General features: G+C 73.4%; 13 protein-coding genes. 1 reads left to right on the top strand and 12 read right to left on the bottom strand.

Annotated features, from left to right (window positions below; all coding sequences use genetic code 11):
* Nucleotides 1-246 precede the first annotated feature (246 nt).
* The 3 genes from Q0858_RS00480 to Q0858_RS00470 form a co-directional block, all read right to left on the bottom strand.
* On the bottom strand, nucleotides 247-1,323 hold the full coding sequence (locus tag Q0858_RS00480) for an alkene reductase (protein WP_299049906.1): 1,077 nt from the start codon (nucleotides 1,321-1,323) through the stop codon (nucleotides 247-249).
* A gap of 64 nt (nucleotides 1,324-1,387) precedes the next feature.
* The gene (locus Q0858_RS00475) at nucleotides 1,388-1,900 is read right to left on the bottom strand and encodes an O-acetyl-ADP-ribose deacetylase (protein ID WP_299049904.1); all 513 of its coding nucleotides are present in this window, start codon (nucleotides 1,898-1,900) and stop codon (nucleotides 1,388-1,390) included.
* The gene (locus Q0858_RS00470; protein WP_299049902.1) at nucleotides 1,897-2,910 is read right to left on the bottom strand and encodes a DNA topoisomerase IB; all 1,014 of its coding nucleotides are present in this window, start codon (nucleotides 2,908-2,910) and stop codon (nucleotides 1,897-1,899) included. The genes Q0858_RS00475 and Q0858_RS00470 overlap by 4 nt, the downstream gene beginning before the upstream one ends.
* A 207-nt stretch (nucleotides 2,911-3,117) precedes the next feature.
* Between Q0858_RS00470 and Q0858_RS00465 the strand changes: the two genes are divergently transcribed.
* The gene (locus Q0858_RS00465) at nucleotides 3,118-3,630 is read left to right on the top strand and encodes a GNAT family N-acetyltransferase (RefSeq protein WP_299049899.1); all 513 of its coding nucleotides are present in this window, start codon (nucleotides 3,118-3,120) and stop codon (nucleotides 3,628-3,630) included.
* 51 nt (nucleotides 3,631-3,681) lie between these two features.
* Here Q0858_RS00465 and Q0858_RS00460 read toward each other — a convergent pair whose 3' ends face one another.
* The 9 genes from Q0858_RS00460 to Q0858_RS00420 all read right to left on the bottom strand — a co-directional run bounded on the left by Q0858_RS00460 (nucleotide 3,682) and on the right by Q0858_RS00420 (nucleotide 18,003).
* Nucleotides 3,682-4,731, bottom strand: a complete 1,050-nt coding sequence (locus Q0858_RS00460) for a hypothetical protein (protein ID WP_299049897.1) — start codon at nucleotides 4,729-4,731, stop codon at nucleotides 3,682-3,684.
* The gene (locus Q0858_RS00455) at nucleotides 4,721-5,938 is read right to left on the bottom strand and encodes an SAM-dependent methyltransferase (RefSeq protein WP_299049895.1); all 1,218 of its coding nucleotides are present in this window, start codon (nucleotides 5,936-5,938) and stop codon (nucleotides 4,721-4,723) included. Before Q0858_RS00455 ends, Q0858_RS00460 begins: the two co-directional genes overlap by 11 nt.
* Before the next feature lie 373 nt (nucleotides 5,939-6,311).
* On the bottom strand, nucleotides 6,312-9,149 hold the full coding sequence (locus Q0858_RS00450) for an FAD-binding and (Fe-S)-binding domain-containing protein (protein ID WP_299049893.1): 2,838 nt from the start codon (nucleotides 9,147-9,149) through the stop codon (nucleotides 6,312-6,314).
* Nucleotides 9,146-10,432, bottom strand: a complete 1,287-nt coding sequence (locus Q0858_RS00445; RefSeq protein ID WP_299049891.1) for a hydroxyacid-oxoacid transhydrogenase — start codon at nucleotides 10,430-10,432, stop codon at nucleotides 9,146-9,148. The genes Q0858_RS00450 and Q0858_RS00445 overlap by 4 nt, the downstream gene beginning before the upstream one ends.
* Nucleotides 10,433-10,441: 9 nt before the next feature.
* Nucleotides 10,442-11,371 carry an NUDIX domain-containing protein gene (locus Q0858_RS00440; protein WP_299049888.1) on the bottom strand — a complete coding sequence of 310 codons (930 nt, stop codon included), beginning with the start codon at nucleotides 11,369-11,371 and terminating at the stop codon, nucleotides 10,442-10,444.
* Between the two features lie 77 nt (nucleotides 11,372-11,448).
* Nucleotides 11,449-12,270: a lysophospholipid acyltransferase family protein gene (locus Q0858_RS00435; RefSeq protein WP_299049886.1), complete on the bottom strand. Its 822-nt coding sequence runs from the start codon at nucleotides 12,268-12,270 to the stop codon at nucleotides 11,449-11,451.
* Nucleotides 12,270-13,544 (bottom strand): geranylgeranyl reductase family protein, encoded by a 1,275-nt coding sequence (locus Q0858_RS00430; protein ID WP_299049883.1) that lies wholly within the window; start codon nucleotides 13,542-13,544, stop codon nucleotides 12,270-12,272. The genes Q0858_RS00435 and Q0858_RS00430 overlap by 1 nt, the downstream gene beginning before the upstream one ends.
* Nucleotides 13,545-13,611: 67 nt before the next feature.
* A complete protein-coding gene (locus Q0858_RS00425; RefSeq protein WP_299049881.1) occupies nucleotides 13,612-13,881 on the bottom strand; it encodes a hypothetical protein in 270 nt (89 codons plus the stop codon).
* A gap of 243 nt (nucleotides 13,882-14,124) precedes the next feature.
* A complete protein-coding gene (locus Q0858_RS00420) occupies nucleotides 14,125-18,003 on the bottom strand; it encodes a DNA-directed RNA polymerase subunit beta' (RefSeq protein WP_299049879.1) in 3,879 nt (1,292 codons plus the stop codon).
* Nucleotides 18,004-18,044: the final 41 nt, after the last annotated feature.

The following is an 18,044-nucleotide window of genomic DNA, read 5'->3' as shown; positions in this document are numbered from 1 at the left end:
AGGTCGAGGTGCTCCGAGCCCCGGCGAGGAGCCACGAGACCCCGCACGACGACCGCCGACCTCTCACCGGGTCTCGAGGCTCGGCCGCGGTCGGCCTCACACCTCGACCACCGGTGGACGCACACCTCGACCACCGGTGGACGCACACCGCCCCGGACGCAACTCGCGCCCCGACCGCGTGAGCGATCGGGGCGCGAGGCCCTCGGATGTCGACCAGCTCCCCCCCAGGCTCCGGTCGACCCCGGGTCAGGAGGCGTCGTCGAGGAACGGGTAGTCCGTGTACCCCTCGGCGCCGCCGCCGTAGAACGTGTCCGGGTTGGGCTCGTTCAGCGGGGCGTCGATCTCCCAGCGCTTCACGAGGTCCGGGTTGGCCAGGAACGGACGACCGACGACGACCGCGTCGGCGAGGTCGTCGTCCAGGATCTTCTGGGCGTCGTCCTTGCTGGTGACGGTGCTGAAGCCGTCGTTCGCCAGCACCGGGCCACCGAAGTCGCGACGCAGCTGCGCGAACAGCTCGGAGCGCGGGTCGCCGAGGATGCTGAGGTAAGCCAGCCCGAGGTCGGCGATGCCCGAGACGAGCGCGGTGTACGTCGCCTCGACGTCGGCCGGGTCCTCCTCGGTGCAGCCCTGGATGTTGTGGGCCGGCGAGATGCGGATGCCGACGCGGTCGGCGCCGATCTCGGCGGCGACCGCGCGGGTCACCTCGATCGAGAGTCGGGCACGGTTCTCCGGGGAGCCGCCCCACTCGTCGGTGCGGTGGTTCGCGCCGGGAGCGAGGAACTGGTGGAGCAGGTAGCCGTTGGCCGAGTGGACCTCGACGCCGTCGAGACCGGCGTCCACGGCGTTGCGGGCGGCGGTGACGAACTCGGCGACGACGGCGTCCATCTCGTCGGCGCGCAGCTCACGCGGCTCGGGGTGCGGCTTCTGGCCGTCGGCGGTGACCATCTCACCGGGCGCGGCGAGCGGGCTCGGCGCGATGATCTCCTGGCCGCCGGTGTTGTCGGGGTGCGCGATGCGACCGGCGTGCATCAGCTGGGCGACGATGCGCCCGTCCTCCGCGTGCACGGCGTCGGCGACGCGGCGCCAGCCCGCGAGCTGCTCGTCGGAGTGGAAGCCGGGGGTGTCGAGGTAGCCCTGGCCGCGGGCGCTGGGCTGGCTGCCCTCGGTGGTGATGAGGCCGGCGGTGGCGCGCTGGGCGTAGTACTCGACCGCGAGGTCACCGGGAACGGTGCCGCGGGAGCGGTTGCGCGTCAGCGGGGCCATGACGAGCCGGTTCGGGAGCTGCCAGGCGCCCAGCGTGATCGGGTCGAACAGCGAGGTCATGTGATGACGCTCCTTCGAGAGGTTCGATGTGTTGACATGTCACCGAACCTCGCGGGAGCCAGGTCTATTCCCCGCCGGGGGTGGCAGCGAGGGCCGCGCGCAGTGATCGCTCGGCGGAGGCGTCGTACGCGACGAGGGTGGCCTTCTCGACCGCGGTGCTCGCGGCGCGGAGCGTCCCCACGGCGGCGGCCGCGGCGTCGTCCAGCGGCCAGCCGTAGATCCCGGCGCTGACGAGCGGGAACGCGACGGTGCGGGCGCCGAGCTCGTCGGCGACGGCCAGGGCGCGGGCGTAGCAGGACGTGAGCAGCGAGCGGTCCCTCTGACCGGCGCGGTGGTTTGGCCCGACGACGTGGATCACCCAGGTCGCCGCCATGTCACCGGCGGTGGTCCAGCCGGCGTCGCCCACCGCGAGGCCGTCGGGGAAGCGACGTCGGCAGTCCTCGAGGACCGCCGGACCACCGGCGGCGTGGATCGCACCGTCGACCCCTCCCCCGCCCCGCATCCGGGTGTTGGCGGCGTTGACGACCGCGTCGACCTCCTGAGCCGTGATGTCGCCGCGGACGACGGTGAGCCTCATGCGTCCTCGTCCCGCAGCAGCGCGAGCGTCGCCCGCTCCAGGGCGAGCTGGCGCTCGTCGACGGTGTCGTAGCTCGCCGCGGTGGCCTCCGCGATGGTGCGCCCCTCCTCGTACGCCGCCACGACCCTCGGGTCGACGTACGAGCTGCGGGCCATGGTCGGGGTGTTGCCGAGGAAGGCCGCGACCTCCTTCATCGCCCCCGACACCGCCCGCTTCCGCGACGCCTGGGTCTCGCCGGGCTCCTCGGTCTCGGCGAGGGCGGCCGCGGCGAGCACGGTGGCGTGCCAGGTCCGGAAGTCCTTCGCGGTGCCGTCCAGGCCGGTGGTGCTGCGGACGTAGTCGTTGACGAGCTCGGGGAGGATCGAGCGCCAGGACCTGTCCCGCTTGTAGGCCAGCAGCCGCGGGTCCTCGACGCTGCGGCGGCGGCGCATCGCGTCGACCGCCCCGATCACCAGGGCGTCGTCGATCTCGATGCGGTGGTCGACGCCGGACTTGCCGGTGAACGTGAAGACCAGCAGGTCCTGGCGCCGCCGGACGTGTCGCCGCTCCAGAGTGGTGAGGCCGAAGCTGCCGTGGGAGTCGGCGTACACGTCGTTGCCGATGCGGAAGTACCCCAGGTCCAGCAGCCGTACGGCGGCCGCGCAGGCCCGCTCGAGCGGCATCCCGCGTCGCCCGAGGTCGGTGACGACGACCTCGCGGGCCGAGGCCAGCGCTGCACCGAACTCCTCCATGCGCCGGAACTTCGCGGCGTCGCGCCGCAGCCGCCACTGCGGGTGGTAGAGGTACTGCTTGCGCCCGGCGTCGTCCGTGCCGACCGCCTGCAGGTGGCCGTGCTCGTGCGGGGTGATCCACACGTCCCGCCAGGCCGGCGGGATGACGAGGGCCTTGACCCGCTCGACGTCCGGGTCGGGGAGGCGCTCGCCGTGCTGGTCGAGGTAACGGAACCCCGCGCCGTGCTTCAGCCGCGTCCAGCCCGGCTGGCTCGGCGAGGTCCTCCGCAGTCGCACCACGGCCGCGACGGTACCCAGCCCCCCGCCCGCCGAGTCGGCACGTCCTCACCCCGTGCGACGCGCGCTCGCGACCCCCGCTGGTCGAGCAGCAGACGAGCGCAGCGAGTCCGCGTCGTCGAGACCCCGACCCCGATCCGACGCCCTCGCACCGGAGTCCCGGGAACGGCGCCCGCCGCGAGTGCGCTGCCGTGACTACCCTCGACCGACGTGACCACGACCATCCGCCCCCGGGTCCCCGGGGACGTCCCGCGCCTGGCCGAGGTGCTCGCCGCGCAGCAGCGGACGTCGGGCTACCCCTTCCGCTGGCCGCTGCCGTTCCCGGCCGAGGAGTTCGTCGTCCGGGCGGGCGAGGAGACGGCCTTCTCGGCGGTCGTGGACGACGTCGTGGTCGGCCAGGTCGCGGTCGTGTCCGTGCCCGACGAGGACTTCGCCCGGACCTGGACCGAGGGGACCGGCCGCGACCGGGACGGTCTGGCGGTGGTGTCGTCGTTCTTCGTGCTCCCCGACCTCCGCGGGCTGGGGGTGGGCCGTGCGCTGCTCGACGCGGCCGTGGCGTGGATCCGCGAGCGGGGCCGCCTGCCGGTGCTGGACGTCGTCCCCGCCCACACCGCCGCGGTCCGGCTCTACGAGCGGGGCGGGTGGCGCACCATCGGCCGGGGTCGCCCGCCGTGGCTCCCCGACTCCGAGGAGTCGGTGCTGTTCATGGTGCTCGACGACTGAGCAGACCTCGAACGGGCAGACCTCGACGGGGCGGACCTCGACGGGGTGGGGTCAGCGCGGTCGCAGGGCCCGCACGAGCAGGACCACGACGCCGATGCCGAGCAGGCCGCCCACCAGCCAGTTGATGCGGCCGGGGCCGAGGCTGAGCCCCTGCTCGTCGTTCGCCTCGGGGGGCTCGAAGCCCTCCGGCGTCTCGACGATCGTCGGGCCGTTGCCCCGCACCGGCGCGTCCAGCGCCGCGCGGAGCTCCTCGGGCAGCGAGATGAACAGCACGGGCGAGTCCTGGCCCTCGGTGCTGAGGTGGACGCGGTCGTCGGCGTCGACGGCGATGGCCTCCCCCTGCGGCTGGTCCGGCAGGACGACCTCACCGATCTGCTCGAGGTCGGGCCAGGTGTAGAACACGGCGCGGGAGTAGTCCCGCACCACCAGGTGGTCGCCGTCGTCGAAGAAGGCGGCGTCGGTCGCGATGCCGATGAGGCGCTGGTCGCCGGTGCGCTCGAGACGGTTGGGGCTCTCCTCGGACAGCTCCACGGGGGCGCGGTAGAGCGCGCCGCCGAAGACCTCCTTGGTCAGCACGAGCAGCCGCCCCGTGTCCGGCTCGACCAGCAGCGACTCGGCGTCGCGGGAGCGGCCGTCGGGGTAGACGAGCTCGTACGACGGCACGTCGACCGTCTCGTCGTCCGGACCGAACGGCACCTTCGTCACCGAGACCGTCCGGCGCGGGGCGGCGTTGGCGCCGATGTCGCCGACCCACACCTCCCGGTTGCCGGCGGGCGCGAGCGCCTCCACGTCGGTCGCCTCCTCGGCGTACGTCGTGGTCCCGACGGTGTCGCCCGTCGCCGGGTCGACGGTGTAGATCCGGCCCGCGTCACCGGAGTCGTTGGTCGTGACGAAGTACCCGTCGGCGACCACGAGCCCGCTCGACTCCGTGATGCGCGGGTCGGTGAAGCGGAACTCCTCGCGCGACGACACCGCCTGCTCGGAGCCCTCCTCGAGCTCGTCGTCGGCCCGCGCCTCGACCCCGAGGCCCACCAGCGACGGGAGCACGAAGCAGGCCATCGCGACCAGGAGCGCCCCGAGGCGCCACCGCTCAACCACCACCGGGCACCCCCAGCAGCTCGGCGAGCCGCGGCCGCACGCCCCAGTCGGCGGCCAGTGCGTCGTGCTCGGCTCGGGCGGCGTCGTCGACCACGCCCGTGCGGACGGCGCGCAGCATCGTGCTGCGGGGCGTGTACGCCGGGTCCACGAACTCCACCACGTCCACCCGGTGCCCGAGCGCCCGCAGCAGGGAGGCACGCAGGCCGTCGGTGAGCGTGTCGGCGAGGCGCTCGCGGAGGATCCCGTGCCGGGTCAGCTGTCCGTACGGCGCCGGCGGCGTCGCGCGCCGCAGCTGGGCACCGACGTCGCGGTGGCAGCAGGGCGCGGCGAGCACGACGGCCGACTGCCAGGTCACCGCCCGGGCCAGGGCCTCGTCGGTGGCGGTGTCGCAGGCGTGCAGCGCGAGGACGACCTCCGGGGGCTCGTCGAGCTCCACCCCGGCGATGGTCCCGACCGCGAACGACGCCCGCGCGTCGAGCAGCCCGGCGAGCTCGGTGTTGTGCTCGTGGGACTGCTGCTTCACGTCGACCCCGGTCAGCGCGACGGGGAGCCCGCGGACGGCGCTGAGGTACCGCTCCGCCGCGAAGGTCAGGTAGGCGTTGCCGCAGCCCAGGTCCGCGACCCGCAGCGGCGCGTCCTCGGTCGGGGTGCGCAGGTGGCCTGCGTCGAGGGCCTCGGTGAGGGTGGCGTCGAGCAGGCGGAGGAACTCCTCCACCTGCCGCAGCTTGGCCTGGCGGCTGGGCTTGACCCGCCCCTCGGCGTCGGTGATGCCGAGCGCGGCGAGCACCGGGTCGTCGTACGGCAGCAGGCGGGACTTCGACCGGTCGTGGCTGCGGTCCGGCGTCACCGCCGCCTCCCGCTGCTTCGTGGTGACGGCGGCCTCGCCGCTCTTGGTCACCCGCAGCTGCACGGTGCGGACCGCGGTCTCGAGGTTCCAGTGCCCGTACGGCGTCCCGACCAGGTCGGCCACGGCCCGCTCGGCCTCGTCGCCGACGGCGTGGTTCGCGGTGTGCGCCTGCGTGGCGTCGTACGACGTCACCTGCAGGCGCCGCCCGGCCTTGAGGTCGACCCACCGCAGCTCGACCCGGCGCCACGGCGGCGCATCGAGGCCCTTGCGACGCCCGGACGCGACCGCCCGCAGCAGACCGTCGGCGTCGAGCAGGTCCGCGCGGACGTCGGCCAGGGCCTCGGTCAACGGCACGGTCGGCACGGCGCTCCTCGCGGGTCCGGGTCGGTGGGTCTCAGGTCAGGGCCGCCACCAGCACGATCACGAGCAGCGCCACGAGGGCCACCGGGATCACCAGGCGGCGGTGCCGGGGGTTCACTTCTCGAGCCTACCGACCGGCGCCGAGTCGGCACGTCTGCGCACCCGGACAGGCTCGAGTCGGCACGTCTGCGCACCCAGACAGACTCGAGTCGGCACATCTGCGTACCCGGAGAGGCTCGAAACTCCCTGGGATTGCGCAGACGTGCCGACTCGACGCCCTGGGCCTGCGTAGACGTGCCGACTCGACGTCCTGGGACTGCGCAGACGTGCCGACTCGACGCCCTGGGGCTGCGCAGACGTGCCGAGTCGGCGACCCTCAGCGCAGCGACCGCTGCCAGAGCTCCGCGAGGTGGATCGCGGGGACGTCGGCGAGGTCGTCGAGCTGCAGGCGGCACGACATGCCGTCGGCGAGGACGACGGTCTCCGGGTCGGTGGCCCGCGCCTCACGGACGGCGGGGAGCAGCTGGGTCTCCGCGACCGCGACCGACACCTCGTAGTGCCCCTGCTCGACGCCGAAGTTGCCGGCCAGGCCGCAGCAACCGCCGACGGCGGTGACCTCGGCGCCAGCCTTCTCGAGCAGCGCCTTGTCGGCGGCCCACCCGAGCACGCTGGCCTGGTGGCAGTGCGGCTGCGCGACCACCCGGACCCCGGAGAGGTCCGGCACCGGCAGGTCGAGGCGGGTGACGAGCTCGGCGAAGGTCACCATCGCGTCGGCCACGCGCAGCGCGGCCGGGTCGTCGGTGAGCTCGACGGCATCGGTCCGGATCGCGGCGAGGCAGGACGGCTCGAGACCGAGGATCGGCGCTCCCGAGTCGGCGTACGGCGCGAGGGTGGCGACGGTGCGCCCCACGATCTTCTGCGCCTGGGTGAGCTGGCCGGTGGTGATCCAGGTGAGCCCGCAGCAGGCCTTCTCGTCGATCACGCGGACCGTGAGGCCCGCGCCCTCGAGGACGCTGATCGCGGCCCGCGCGGTCTGCGGGAGGAAGTGGTCGGTGAAGGAGTCCGCCCAGACCCACACGTCGGGCGTCGACGCACCGGCCGCCGCCCGGGGAGCGGTACGGCGCAGCGTCCGCGGCGCGAACGTCGGGACGTCGCGGCGCTGGTCGATGCCCGCGGTGGCCTTCGCCAGCCGGGCCAGCGGCCCGACCTTCATGGCGCGGTTCACGACCGGCGCCATCGGCGCGGCGAGGCGGGACCACAGCGGCAGCCGCCCGAGCGTGTAGTGGCTGCGGGGACGACGCCGCCCGGCGTACGTCTGGTGCAGCGCCTCCGACTTGTACGTCGCCATGTCGACGCCGGTGGGGCAGTCGCGCGCGCAGCCCTTGCAGGACAGGCAGAGGTCCAGCGCGTCGTGGACGGCCGGGTCGGCGAGCCCGTCGACGAGGGTGCCGTCGACGGCCTCCTGCAGCACGCGGGAGCGGCCGCGGGTGGAGTCCTTCTCGTCGCGCGTGGCCTGCCACGACGGGCACATCACGGTGCCGGGGGTGGGGCCGGCGACGCACTTGCCGACGCCGGTGCAGCGGTTCACGGCGGTGCCCAGCGAGCCGCCGTCGTGCGTCAGCCGCAGCAGCGGGAGCGGCTCGCGGTGGCGCGGGCGGCCCGGGCGCAGCGAGCCGTCGAAGGGGTCCGGGTCGACCAGCACGCCGGGGTTGAGGAGGTTGTCGGGGTCGCAGACCGCCTTCGCCGCGGCGAAGAGGCGCATCGAGTCGGCGTCGTACATGCGGCCGAGCAGCTCGGAGCGGGCGCGGCCGTCGCCGTGCTCGCCGGACAGCGAGCCGCCGTAGCCGCGGAGCGCGTCGGCGGAGGCCTCCAGGAACGAGCGGAAGGTCCGGCGGCCGGGCTCGTCGAAGGTGAAGTCGATGCGCACGTGCACGCAGCCGTCGCCGAAGTGGCCGTAGGGCACCCCGTCGAGGTCGTGGTCCTTCAGCAGCGCGTCGAAGTCGCGCAGCCAGGCGCCGAGGTGCTCCGGCGGGACGGCGGCGTCCTCCCAGCCCGAGTGCGCGGGGCGGCTCAGCGACCGGGCGGCCAGCCCGGCGCCGTCCTCGCGGATGCGCCACAGGGCGGCGGCCTCGCCGGCGTCGTGGACCGTCCGCGCCTCCAGCGCCCCGGCGGTCAGCGTGATCGCGTCGGCGAGGGCCTCGGTCTCGGCGGGGGTCTCGCCGGTGACCTCGGCGAACAGCCACCCGGCGCCCTTCGGCAGCTCGGGCACGGCCTTGCCGGCGCGTCGCACGCAGTCGACGATGCGGGCGTCGAGGCCCTCGCACGCCACGAGCGGGTGCGCCAGGAGCGCCGGTACGGCGTCCGCGGCGTCCGCCATCGACGGGTAGCCGAGCACGACCAGGGTGCGCACCGGGGGGTCGCGGACGAGGGCGACCTCGGCCTGCGTGACGAGCCCGAGGGTGCCCTCGGAGCCGACGAGGAACCTGTCGAGGCGGCGCCCCTTCTCGGGCAGCAGGTGCTCGAGGGAGTAGCCGGAGACCTGGCGCGTGAAGCGGCCGAAGTGGGTCCGGACGTGCTCGAGCTCGCCGCCGACGAGCGCGGTCAGCGCGTCCGCCGCGACGCCCGTGGCGGGGGTGTCCGCGCCGGCGGTCACGACCTCGCCCGTGCCGAGGACGGCGGTGAGCGAGCGGACCGTGTCGACGGTGCGCCCGTAGCCCAGGGCGCGGGAGCCGCAGGCGTTGTTGCCGATCATCCCGCCGATGGTGCAGCGGGTGTGGGTCGACGGGTCGGGCCCGTAGCGCAGGCCGTACGGCGCGCCGGCGCGCTGCAGGGTGGCGTGGACGGCGCCGGGCTCGACGACCGCCGACCGCGTCTCGGGGTCGACCGAGAGCACCCGGTTCAGGTGCTTCGCGGTGTCGACGACGAGGCCGGGGCCGACGGCGTTGCCGGCGATCGAGGTGCCCGCGCCGCGCATCGTCACCGGCACCCCGAGCGTCCGGGCGGTCTCGGCGACGGCGAGCAGCTCGTCGGTGGTCCGCGGCCGGGCGACGGCCTGCGGGACGACCCGGTAGAGGGAGGCGTCGGTGGAGTACAGCGCCTTCGTCAGCGTCGAGTCGTCGACGTCGGTGACCCCGGCGCGGCGCAGCGCGGCGAGGAGGTCGGACGTGTCGGCCGCGGCCGCGCGGGTGGTCCGGTCGGGCAGGGTGGCGGTCACCAGTTCTCCAGGGAGTCGCGCACGATCCCCGCCAGGTCCTCGGGGGTGGTCTCGCGGGGCGAGGTGGCGAGCAGGCGCTGCTGCTTGAGCGTGCCCTCCACGATCGGCTCCACGTCGGCGTCGGCGAAGCCGATCTCGGCGAGCCCGCTCGGGATCCCCACGTCGCGCATCAGCGCGGTGACGACGGCCGGGAGCGCCTCGGGCCCGTCGGCGTCGGAGCCGTGCGCCCCGGTCGGGTCGAGCAGCCGCGCGGCGCGCAGGTGGCGCTGCGGGTCGACCTCGAAGGTGAACCGGAAGGCGGCGGGCACGGTCATCGCGACGGCCATGCCGTGGGGCACGAGCCCCTTCCCGGAGGCGTCCGCACCCGGGTAGCCCTCGGGCCGGAACGGCCCGACTCGGCCGGCGATCGGGTAGGCGTTGGCGTGCGGGATGTGGACGCCGGCGTTGCCGAACCCGAGGCCGGCGAAGGTCGCCGCCATCGACATCTGCTCGCGGGCGTGGGCGTCGTCGCCGTCGCGGACGGCCTCGCGGAAGGAGGTGGCCAGCAGCGACAGGGACCGCTCGGCCCACATCTCGGCGACGGGGTTCGCGCCGCAGTAGGGGACGCGCTCGTGGGCCTGCTTGGCCGGCAGGTCGGCGTACCAGCGGGCGGTGAGGCTCTCCAGCGCGTGGGACAGGATGTCCATCCCCGAGGCCGCAGTGACCATCGCGGGCTGCGTCATCGCCAGGGCGGGGTCGACGACCGCGAGGGTGGGCCGCAGCGCGACGTGGCTGATGCCGGTCTTCACGTGCTGGTCGACGACGTCGAGGATGCAGACGGTGGTCGACTCCGAGCCCGTCCCGGTGGTGGTGGGGACGGCGACGAGCGGCAGCAGCTTCTCGGTCGGCGCACGGCCACCACCGACGGGCGCGTTGACGTAGTCCATGAGCTCGCCGGGGTTGGTGGTGAGCAGGTTGACGGCCTTCGCGGTGTCGATCGAGGACCCACCCCCGACGGCCACGACCGCGTCGAACGGACCGGCGTCGCGCCCGAAGGCGACCGCCTCGGCCAGGGAGCCGTCCGTGGGCTCGACCCGGGCGCGGTCGTAGACGACGACCTCGATGCCGGCCGCCCGGACCTGGTCGGCGATCCGCGCGGGGTGGCCGGTGGCGGCGACGCCCGCGTCGGTGACCAGCAGCACCCGCTTCGCACCGAAGGTGCCGAGGTCGTGGGAGATCTCGTCGGAGGCCCCGGGGCCGAACTTCAGGGCGGGGGCCGCGTAGGTGAAGACCGTCTCGCTCACACCACGAGACTACGCGCGGCCGCCGACAGCCCTCAGGGCAGCGCTGACCAGCGGACGCACCGGGTACGCCGCGCTGCCGACGTCGGCCAGCGCGACCCAGGCGGCGGCGTCCGTGGTGCCGCCGACCTCGGTCGGGTGGGGCTCGCGTCCGTCGCCGGCGCTGCCGGTGACGGTGGCGGTGTAGACGAGCTGGACGGCGTGGAAGTCCTCCTGCCGCCCTGTCGGGGCGGTGCCCTCGAAGTGGACCGACGAGACGTCGAGGATCGCGCCGACCTCGCAGGTCAGGCCCGTCTCCTCGCCGACCTCGCGGACGACGGCCGCGCGGGGGTCCTCCCCGTGGTCGATCCCGCCGCCGGGCAGCATCCACGAGCCCGGGTGGGGACCGCGCACGGAGTTGCGGGTCAGCAGGACGGCGCCGTCCCGCACGACGACGGCGTACGCCGCGACCCGCTGGCGCTGCGCGGGGCCGTGGTCGGCGAGGGCGTCGAGCACCATCGGCACGACCGGGACGGTGCCGTCGAGCACCCGTGTCACCGGGACCCAGGCGGCGTCCATCGTGGAGCCGTCCCGCTCCAGCACCCGCGGCGCCGGGGCGTCCGGGGCGACCCATCCCTCGTAGACGATCCGCAGGGCGTGCGCGTCGACGCGGCGGCCGTCGCGCCACGCGTGCGGCAGGTGGGCGGAGTAGACCCGCGCCCGGTCCCCCACCTCGGCGTCGAGGCCGGTCTCCTCGACGATCTCCCGGCGTACGGCGTCGCGGGGGTCCTCGCCGTGGTCGAGACCGCCGCCGGGCAGGGTCCAGAGCTCGTCGGGGGTGATCCGTCGCGCGAGGCGCGTCAGCAGGATGCTGGTGGTGGGCGTGGCGCCACCGGGTTCGGCGGACGTGCGCAGCACGACGGCGTACGCCGCCACGCGCTGTCGTCTCGGGAGTCCGCCCATCCCTCGACCTTAATTCCGCCTGTGTGACATCGCCGCCACGGCCCGCCGGGCGGAGGGGCCCTGACCTGCCGTTTCGCTCAGCGGTGGGGGTCGTGCCCCGGGCCCCAGGCGACACCGACGGCGGCCGACGGGACGTTCTCCCGGCCCAGCGACGCCGCGGCACTCGGCGCGGAGCCGCCCAGGTGGGCGGGCAGCCAGGGGACGGGCGGACCGGGCGGCGTGCGGTGCTCCGGCAGGTCCCACAGGCTGGCCAGGCCCTCGGCGAGACGGCGGCCGAGGCGGATCGTCAGCGCGGTGGGGTCCTCCCCCGGCTCCGGGCGCAGCGGCGGTCCGACGGCCACGTCGACGACGTGCCCGCGGTGGAGGTCCGGCCGGGGGCGCCGGCCGTCGGGGCCGGCGTGGGCCCGCCAGAGCCGCTGGCCGCCCCACGTCGACACGGGGACGAGCGGCGCGCCGGTCTCGATCGCCAGCGCGGCCGCACCCCGCATCAGCGGGCGGACGGTGTACGACATCGAGACGCCGGCCTCCGGGAACAGCCCGATCGTCTCGCCGTCCAGCAGCGCGCGACGCGCCTGGAGGTACGCCGCCGCGGGCGCGGCCCGGTCGACCGGGACGTGTCGCATCCGGCGCATGAGGCCGCCCACGACGCGGACGTCGAAGATGTCGGCCCGGCAGAGGAACCGCACCCGGCGGCCGGTGGGCAGCACGGCCTTCTGCAGCATCACGAAGTCGGGGTAGGAGACGTGGTTCGCGGCGAGGATCACCGGGCCGTCGACCGGCAGGTGCTCGAGCCCGCTGGTCCGCACGTGGACCCCCCAGGCGCGCAGGGCGAGGTCGCCTGCCCGCAGCACCCCGTCGTGGACGGGCTCCCGCGGACCTCGCCGCGGGCCGGTGCCCATCAGCTGAACGGCGGCCGGGCGTCGACCGCCAGCGAGCGGCGGCCGGCCCAGCGCCACACGCGGGCGGCGCGGTCGCGGTCCTCGTCGGTGACGAGGTTGCCCATCCAGCGCAGCGCCAGCGTCATCAGCAGGTCGGAGCGCATCCCGGCGGGGCCGAGGGCCGGGAGCAGGCGGGGCACGGTCACGAGCCCGGCGAGCCGGCGCGCGATCGAGAACGCCTCGCCGTAGTGCTCGCGCAGCAGCGCGGGCCAGGCCTGCGAGAGGTCGGCGACGCCGGAGGGGTCGTCGGCCAGGAGGTCGGCGACCATGCGACCGCCCTCCAGCCCGTAGTCGATGCCCTCGCCGTTGAGCGGGTTCACGCACCCGGCGGCGTCCCCGATCAGTGCCCAGTTGGCACCGGCGACCCCGGACACGGCGCCGCCCATGGGCAGCAGCGCCGACGTCGGGGCGCGCAGCTCGTTGCCGAGACCGAACTCCTCGCGGCGCAGGTCCGCGTAGTGCCGCATCAGGGGACGCAGCGCGACCTCGGCGGGCCGCTTCGCCGTCGCGAGGGTGCCGACGCCGATGTTGACCTCGCCGGTGCCGTCGGGACCGGAGGCGGCGCCGAGGGGGAAGATCCAGCCGTAGCCGGACAGGATCTCGTCCTCGGTGCCCCGCAGCTCGAGGTGGGACGAGATCCACTCGTCGTCCGCGCGGGTGGAGTCGACGTACGCGCGGCCGGCGACGCCGTACACGGTCTCGCGGTGCCACTCGCGGCCCAGCTTCTTGCCGAGCGGAGAGCGGACGCCGTCCGCGACGACGAGGCGGCGGCAGGCCACCTCGCGGGTCTCGCCCCCGTCGTCCATCACGACGTGCGTGACGAGGCCGCCGGCGCGTCGTACGTCGAGGGCGCGGACGCCGTCGACGGCGCGGGCGCCGGCCTTGATGGCGGTGGTGCGCAGGTGGTCGTCGAGCTCGGTCCGCGGGACCGCGGAGCCCCACTCGGGGAGGGTGCCGCCGGGCCACGGCAGGTGGAGCGTCTGGCCGAAGCCGTGGGCGCGCAGGCCCTTGCTGGTGACCCGCGCCCGCAGCCAGTCCCCCAGCCCGAGGCCCTCGAGCTCACCGACCGCGCGGGGCGTGAGCCCGTCGCCGCAGGTCTTGTCGCGGGGGAAGGTCGCCGCGTCGGTCAGGGTCACGTCGAGGCCGGCACGGGCCGCCCAGGCAGCGGCCGCCGACCCCGCGGGGCCGGCGCCCACGACCAGCACGTCGGTCGTCTCGGGCAGCACGTCGCTCACGTCCCGATTCTCTCAAATCCCCCAACCGGCGCCCATTCGGCGACGAGCGGGCCGGGCCGGGCCCTCCTCACTCCTCCTCGGTGGCCGTCCTGTAGACCGGCTCGGCGTCGTCGGCGCCCTCGGAGTCCTCGAACATGCCGGTCTCCTCGTTGAAGGTCCGGTCGGTGTTGTCGATCTCGGCGCCGTCGGGGCGGTTGTCGGGGTCGAGCCGCTCCTCACGGTCGGCCTCGACCTCCTCCACGGTCGCGCCGTCGGGGGCGAGCTGGTTGCCGTCCTCGTCGGTCGGGACCTCCTCCTCGTCGACCTCGTCCGCCACCTGCTGCTCCCCGTCGCTCATGCGCACACCCCACCACCGCCCGTCCTGGCTGTCGAGAGCCCGTCCACGACGCCCCGGTGGACGAGCAGCCGGCGAGCGCAGCGAGTCCGCGTCGTCGAGACCCAGACACGACAACGGAGGCGATCACTGTCGCTCACAGACAGCGATCACCTCCGATGACGCGCACGACGGCCCGGACGCGGACGACCCCCGCCGCCCTGACGGGCGACGGGGGTCGTCTGGTCGTGCTGGGTCGTGCTGGGCTCAGCCCCGGTAGGAACCGAAGTCGAAGTCGTCGAGCGCGACGGCCTGGTTGCCACCGCCGAACTCGTAGTCGTACGACTCGTAGCCGGTGACCGAGTACGCCGCGGCGCGGGCCTCCTCGGTCGGCTCCACACGGACGTTGCGGTACCGCTCCAGGCCGGTGCCGGCCGGGATCAGCTTGCCGATGATCACGTTCTCCTTCAGGCCACGGAGGCTGTCGGAGCGGCCGTTGATCGCGGCGTCCGTGAGCACCCGGGTGGTCTCCTGGAAGGAGGCCGCCGAGAGCCACGACTCGGTCGCGAGCGAGGCCTTCGTGATGCCCATGAGCACCGGACGACCCGAGGCGGGCGTCTCGCCCTCGGAGACCACGCGGCGGTTCTCCTCCTCGAAGCGCACCCGGTCGACCAGGTCGGAGGGCAGCAGGTTGGTCTGCCCCGACTCGATGACCGTGACCCGGCGCAGCATCTGCCGCACGATGATCTCGATGTGCTTGTCGTGGATCGCCACGCCCTGGCTGCGGTACACGCTCTGGACCTCGTCCACCAGGTGCTCCTGCGCCTTGCGCACACCCAGGATCCGCAGGACGTCCTGCGGGTCGGGCGTACCGACGGTGAGCATCTGGCCGACCTCGACGTGCTGGCCGTCCTCGACCAGCAGGCGCGAGCGCTTGCTGACCGGGAACTCCTGCACCTCGGACCCGTCGTCGGGGGTGATGACGAGCTTGCGGGTCTTGTCGGTGTCCTCGATCTCCACGCGGCCGGCGGCCTCGGTGATCGGGGAGCGGCCCTTGGGCGAGCGGGCCTCGAAGAGCTCGACCACGCGGGGCAGACCCTGCGTGATGTCGTCCGCGGAGGCCACACCACCGGTGTGGAAGGTACGCATCGTCAGCTGCGTGCCGGGCTCACCGATCGACTGGGCCGCGATGATGCCGACGGCCTCGCCGATGTCGACGAGCTTGCCGGTGGCCAGCGAGCGGCCGTAGCACTTCGCGCAGGTACCGGTGCGGGCGTCGCAGGTCAGGACCGAACGGACCTTGACCTCCTCGATCCCGGCCTGAACCAGCTCGGCGATCTTGACGTCGCCGAGGTCCTCACCGGCTCCGGCGAGCACCTCCCCGCTCTCCGGGTGGGTGATCTCGACGGCCGAGGTGCGGGCGTACGCCGCGGTCTCGGCGTTGTCCGCCTTGACCACGCGACCGTCCTCGAGACGCTGACCGATCCGCTTGGGCAGACCACGCTCGGTGCCGCAGTCGTCCTCACGGATGATGACGTCCTGCGAGACGTCGACCAGACGACGGGTCAGGTAGCCCGAGTCGGCGGTCCGCAGCGCGGTGTCCGCCAGACCCTTCCGCGCACCGTGGGTGGCGATGAAGTACTCGAGCACCGTCAGGCCCTCGCGGAAGTTGGACTTGATCGGACGCGGGATGATCTCGCCCTTGGGGTTCGCCACGAGGCCACGCATGGCGGCCACCTGGCGGATCTGGTTCATGTTTCCGGAGGCGCCCGAGTCGACCATCATGTAGATCGGGTTGCGGCGGTCGAAGTTGGCCTCCATCGCCTTCCCGACCTCGGCCGAGGCCTGGGTCCAGATGTCGATGAGCTCCTGACGACGCTCGTCGTCGGTGACCAGACCACGCTCGAACTGCTGCTGGACCTTGGCCGCCTGGGCCTCGTAGCCCTCGAGGATGCCGGCCTTCGCCTCGGGCGTGACGACGTCCTCGATCGAGACGGTGACCCCGGAGTGGGTGGCCCAGTAGAAGCCGGCGTCCTTCAACGCGTCCAGGGACGCCGCCACCTCGACCTTGGTGTACCGCTCCGCGAGGTCGTTGACGATCTGGCCCAGGGCCTTCTTGTCGACCTCGTAGTTCACGAAGCGGTAGTCCGCGGGCAGGGTGTCGTTGAAGATCGCGCGACCCAGCGTGGTCTCGAGGGTCAGCGGGGACCCCTCGGTCCAGCCCTCGGGGACGTCGGCCCCGAGCGGGGGCAGCACGTCGCCGTCGAACCGGATCTTGACCGTGCTCTGCAGCGAGATCTCGCCCCGGTCGAAGGCCATGATCGCCTCGGCCTGCGACGAGAAGGCGCGGCCGGAGCCGGGCTCGTCGTCGCGGTCCGTGGTGAGGAAGAACAGGCCGATGATCATGTCCTGCGAGGGCATGGTGACCGGACGGCCGTCCGACGGCTTCAGGATGTTGTTCGTCGACAGCATCAGGATCCGCGCCTCGGCCTGGGCCTCGGCGGACAGCGGCAGGTGCACCGCCATCTGGTCACCGTCGAAGTCGGCGTTGAACGCCTGGCAGACCAGCGGGTGGATCTGGATGGCCTTGCCCTCGATCAGCTGCGGCTCGAAGGCCTGGATGCCGAGGCGGTGCAGGGTGGGTGCACGGTTCAGCAGCACCGGGTGCTCGGTGATGACCTCCTCGAGCACGTCCCACACGACCGGGCGCGCGCGCTCCACCATCCGCTTGGCGGACTTGATGTTCTGCGCGTGCGACAGGTCGACGAGGCGCTTCATGACGAACGGCTTGAACAGCTCGAGCGCCATCTGCTTCGGCAGACCGCACTGGTGCAGCTTCAGCTGCGGACCGGAGACGATCACGGAACGGCCGGAGTAGTCGACGCGCTTGCCGAGCAGGTTCTGACGGAAGCGACCCTGCTTGCCCTTGAGCATGTCGGACAGCGACTTCAGCGGCCGGTTGCCCGGGCCGGTGACGGGACGGCCGCGGCGGCCGTTGTCGAACAGCGAGTCGACGGCCTCCTGCAGCATCCGCTTCTCGTTGTTGACGATGATCTCGGGCGCACCGAGGTCGAGCAGCCGCTTGAGGCGGTTGTTCCGGTTGATGACGCGGCGGTACAGGTCGTTCAGGTCGGAGGTCGCGAAGCGGCCACCGTCCAGCTGCACCATGGGACGCAGGTCCGGCGGGATGACCGGGACGGCGTCGAGCACCATGCCGATCGGCTGGTTGCCGGTCTTGCGGAACGCGTCGACGACCTTGAGGCGCTTGAGGGCGCGGACCTTGCGCTGACCCTTGCCGTTGGCGATGGTGTCGCGCAGGTTCTCGACCTCGGCGTCGACGTCGAAGTCCTGGAGGCGCTTCTGGATCGCGGTCGCGCCCATGTGGCCCTCGAAGTACTTGCCGAACCACTGCTTCATCTCGCGGTAGAGCATCTCGTCGCCCATGAGGTCCTGGACCTTGAGGCTCTTGAAGGTGTCCCACACCTCGTCGAGACGGTCGATCTCGCGCTGCGCGCGGTCGCGCATCTGCTTGAGCTCACGCTCGGCGCCGTCGCGGACCTTGCGGCGCTGGTCGGCCTTCGCGCCCTCGGCCTCGAGCTGCGCGAGGTCCTCCTCGAGCTTCTTGGTGCGGTCCTCGAGGCCGGAGTCCCGACGCTTCTCCAGCAGCTCGCGCTGCTGGGCGACCTTGCCCTCGAGCGAGGACAGGTCGCTGTGGCGCGCGTCCTCGTCGACGGACGTGATCATGTACGCCGCGAAGTAGATGACCTTCTCGAGGTCCTTCGGGGCCAGGTCCAGCAGGTAGCCCAGCCGGCTCGGGACGCCCTTGAAGTACCAGATGTGGGTCACGGGAGCGGCGAGCTCGATGTGGCCCATCCGCTCGCGGCGGACCTTGCTGCGGGTCACCTCGACGCCGCAGCGCTCGCAGATGATGCCCTTGAAGCGCACGCGCTTGTACTTGCCGCAGTAGCACTCCCAGTCCCGGGTGGGACCGAAGATCTTCTCGCAGAAGAGGCCGTCACGCTCGGGCTTGAGCGTGCGGTAGTTGATCGTCTCCGGCTTCTTGACCTCGCCGTGGCTCCACGTACGGATGTCGTCCGCGGTGGCCAGGCCGATCTTCAGCTGGTCGAAGAAGTTCACGTCGAGCACGATGGCTGCAACCCTTCGTCGTTCTTAGATAAGTGGTGTAG

The sequence above is a fragment of the uncultured Nocardioides sp. genome, assembly GCF_947489365.1.
Taxonomy (GTDB): domain Bacteria; phylum Actinomycetota; class Actinomycetes; order Propionibacteriales; family Nocardioidaceae; genus Nocardioides.
The sequence above is the reverse complement of the archived record's forward strand: the minus strand, read 5'-3'. Positions and strand labels throughout refer to the sequence as shown.

Bases quoted from the DNA above. Each gene is read 5' to 3' on its own strand.
- Q0858_RS00440 (WP_299049888.1), bottom strand. From the start codon at position 11,371: ATGGGCGGACTCCCGAGACGACAGCGCGTGGCGGCGTACGCCGTCGTG.
- Q0858_RS00480 (WP_299049906.1), bottom strand. From the start codon at position 1,323: ATGACCTCGCTGTTCGACCCGATCACGCTGGGCGCCTGGCAGCTCCCG.
- Q0858_RS00425 (WP_299049881.1), bottom strand. From the start codon at position 13,881: ATGAGCGACGGGGAGCAGCAGGTGGCGGACGAGGTCGACGAGGAGGAG.
- Q0858_RS00435 (WP_299049886.1), bottom strand. From the start codon at position 12,270: ATGGGCACCGGCCCGCGGCGAGGTCCGCGGGAGCCCGTCCACGACGGG.
- Q0858_RS00475 (WP_299049904.1), bottom strand. From the start codon at position 1,900: ATGAGGCTCACCGTCGTCCGCGGCGACATCACGGCTCAGGAGGTCGAC.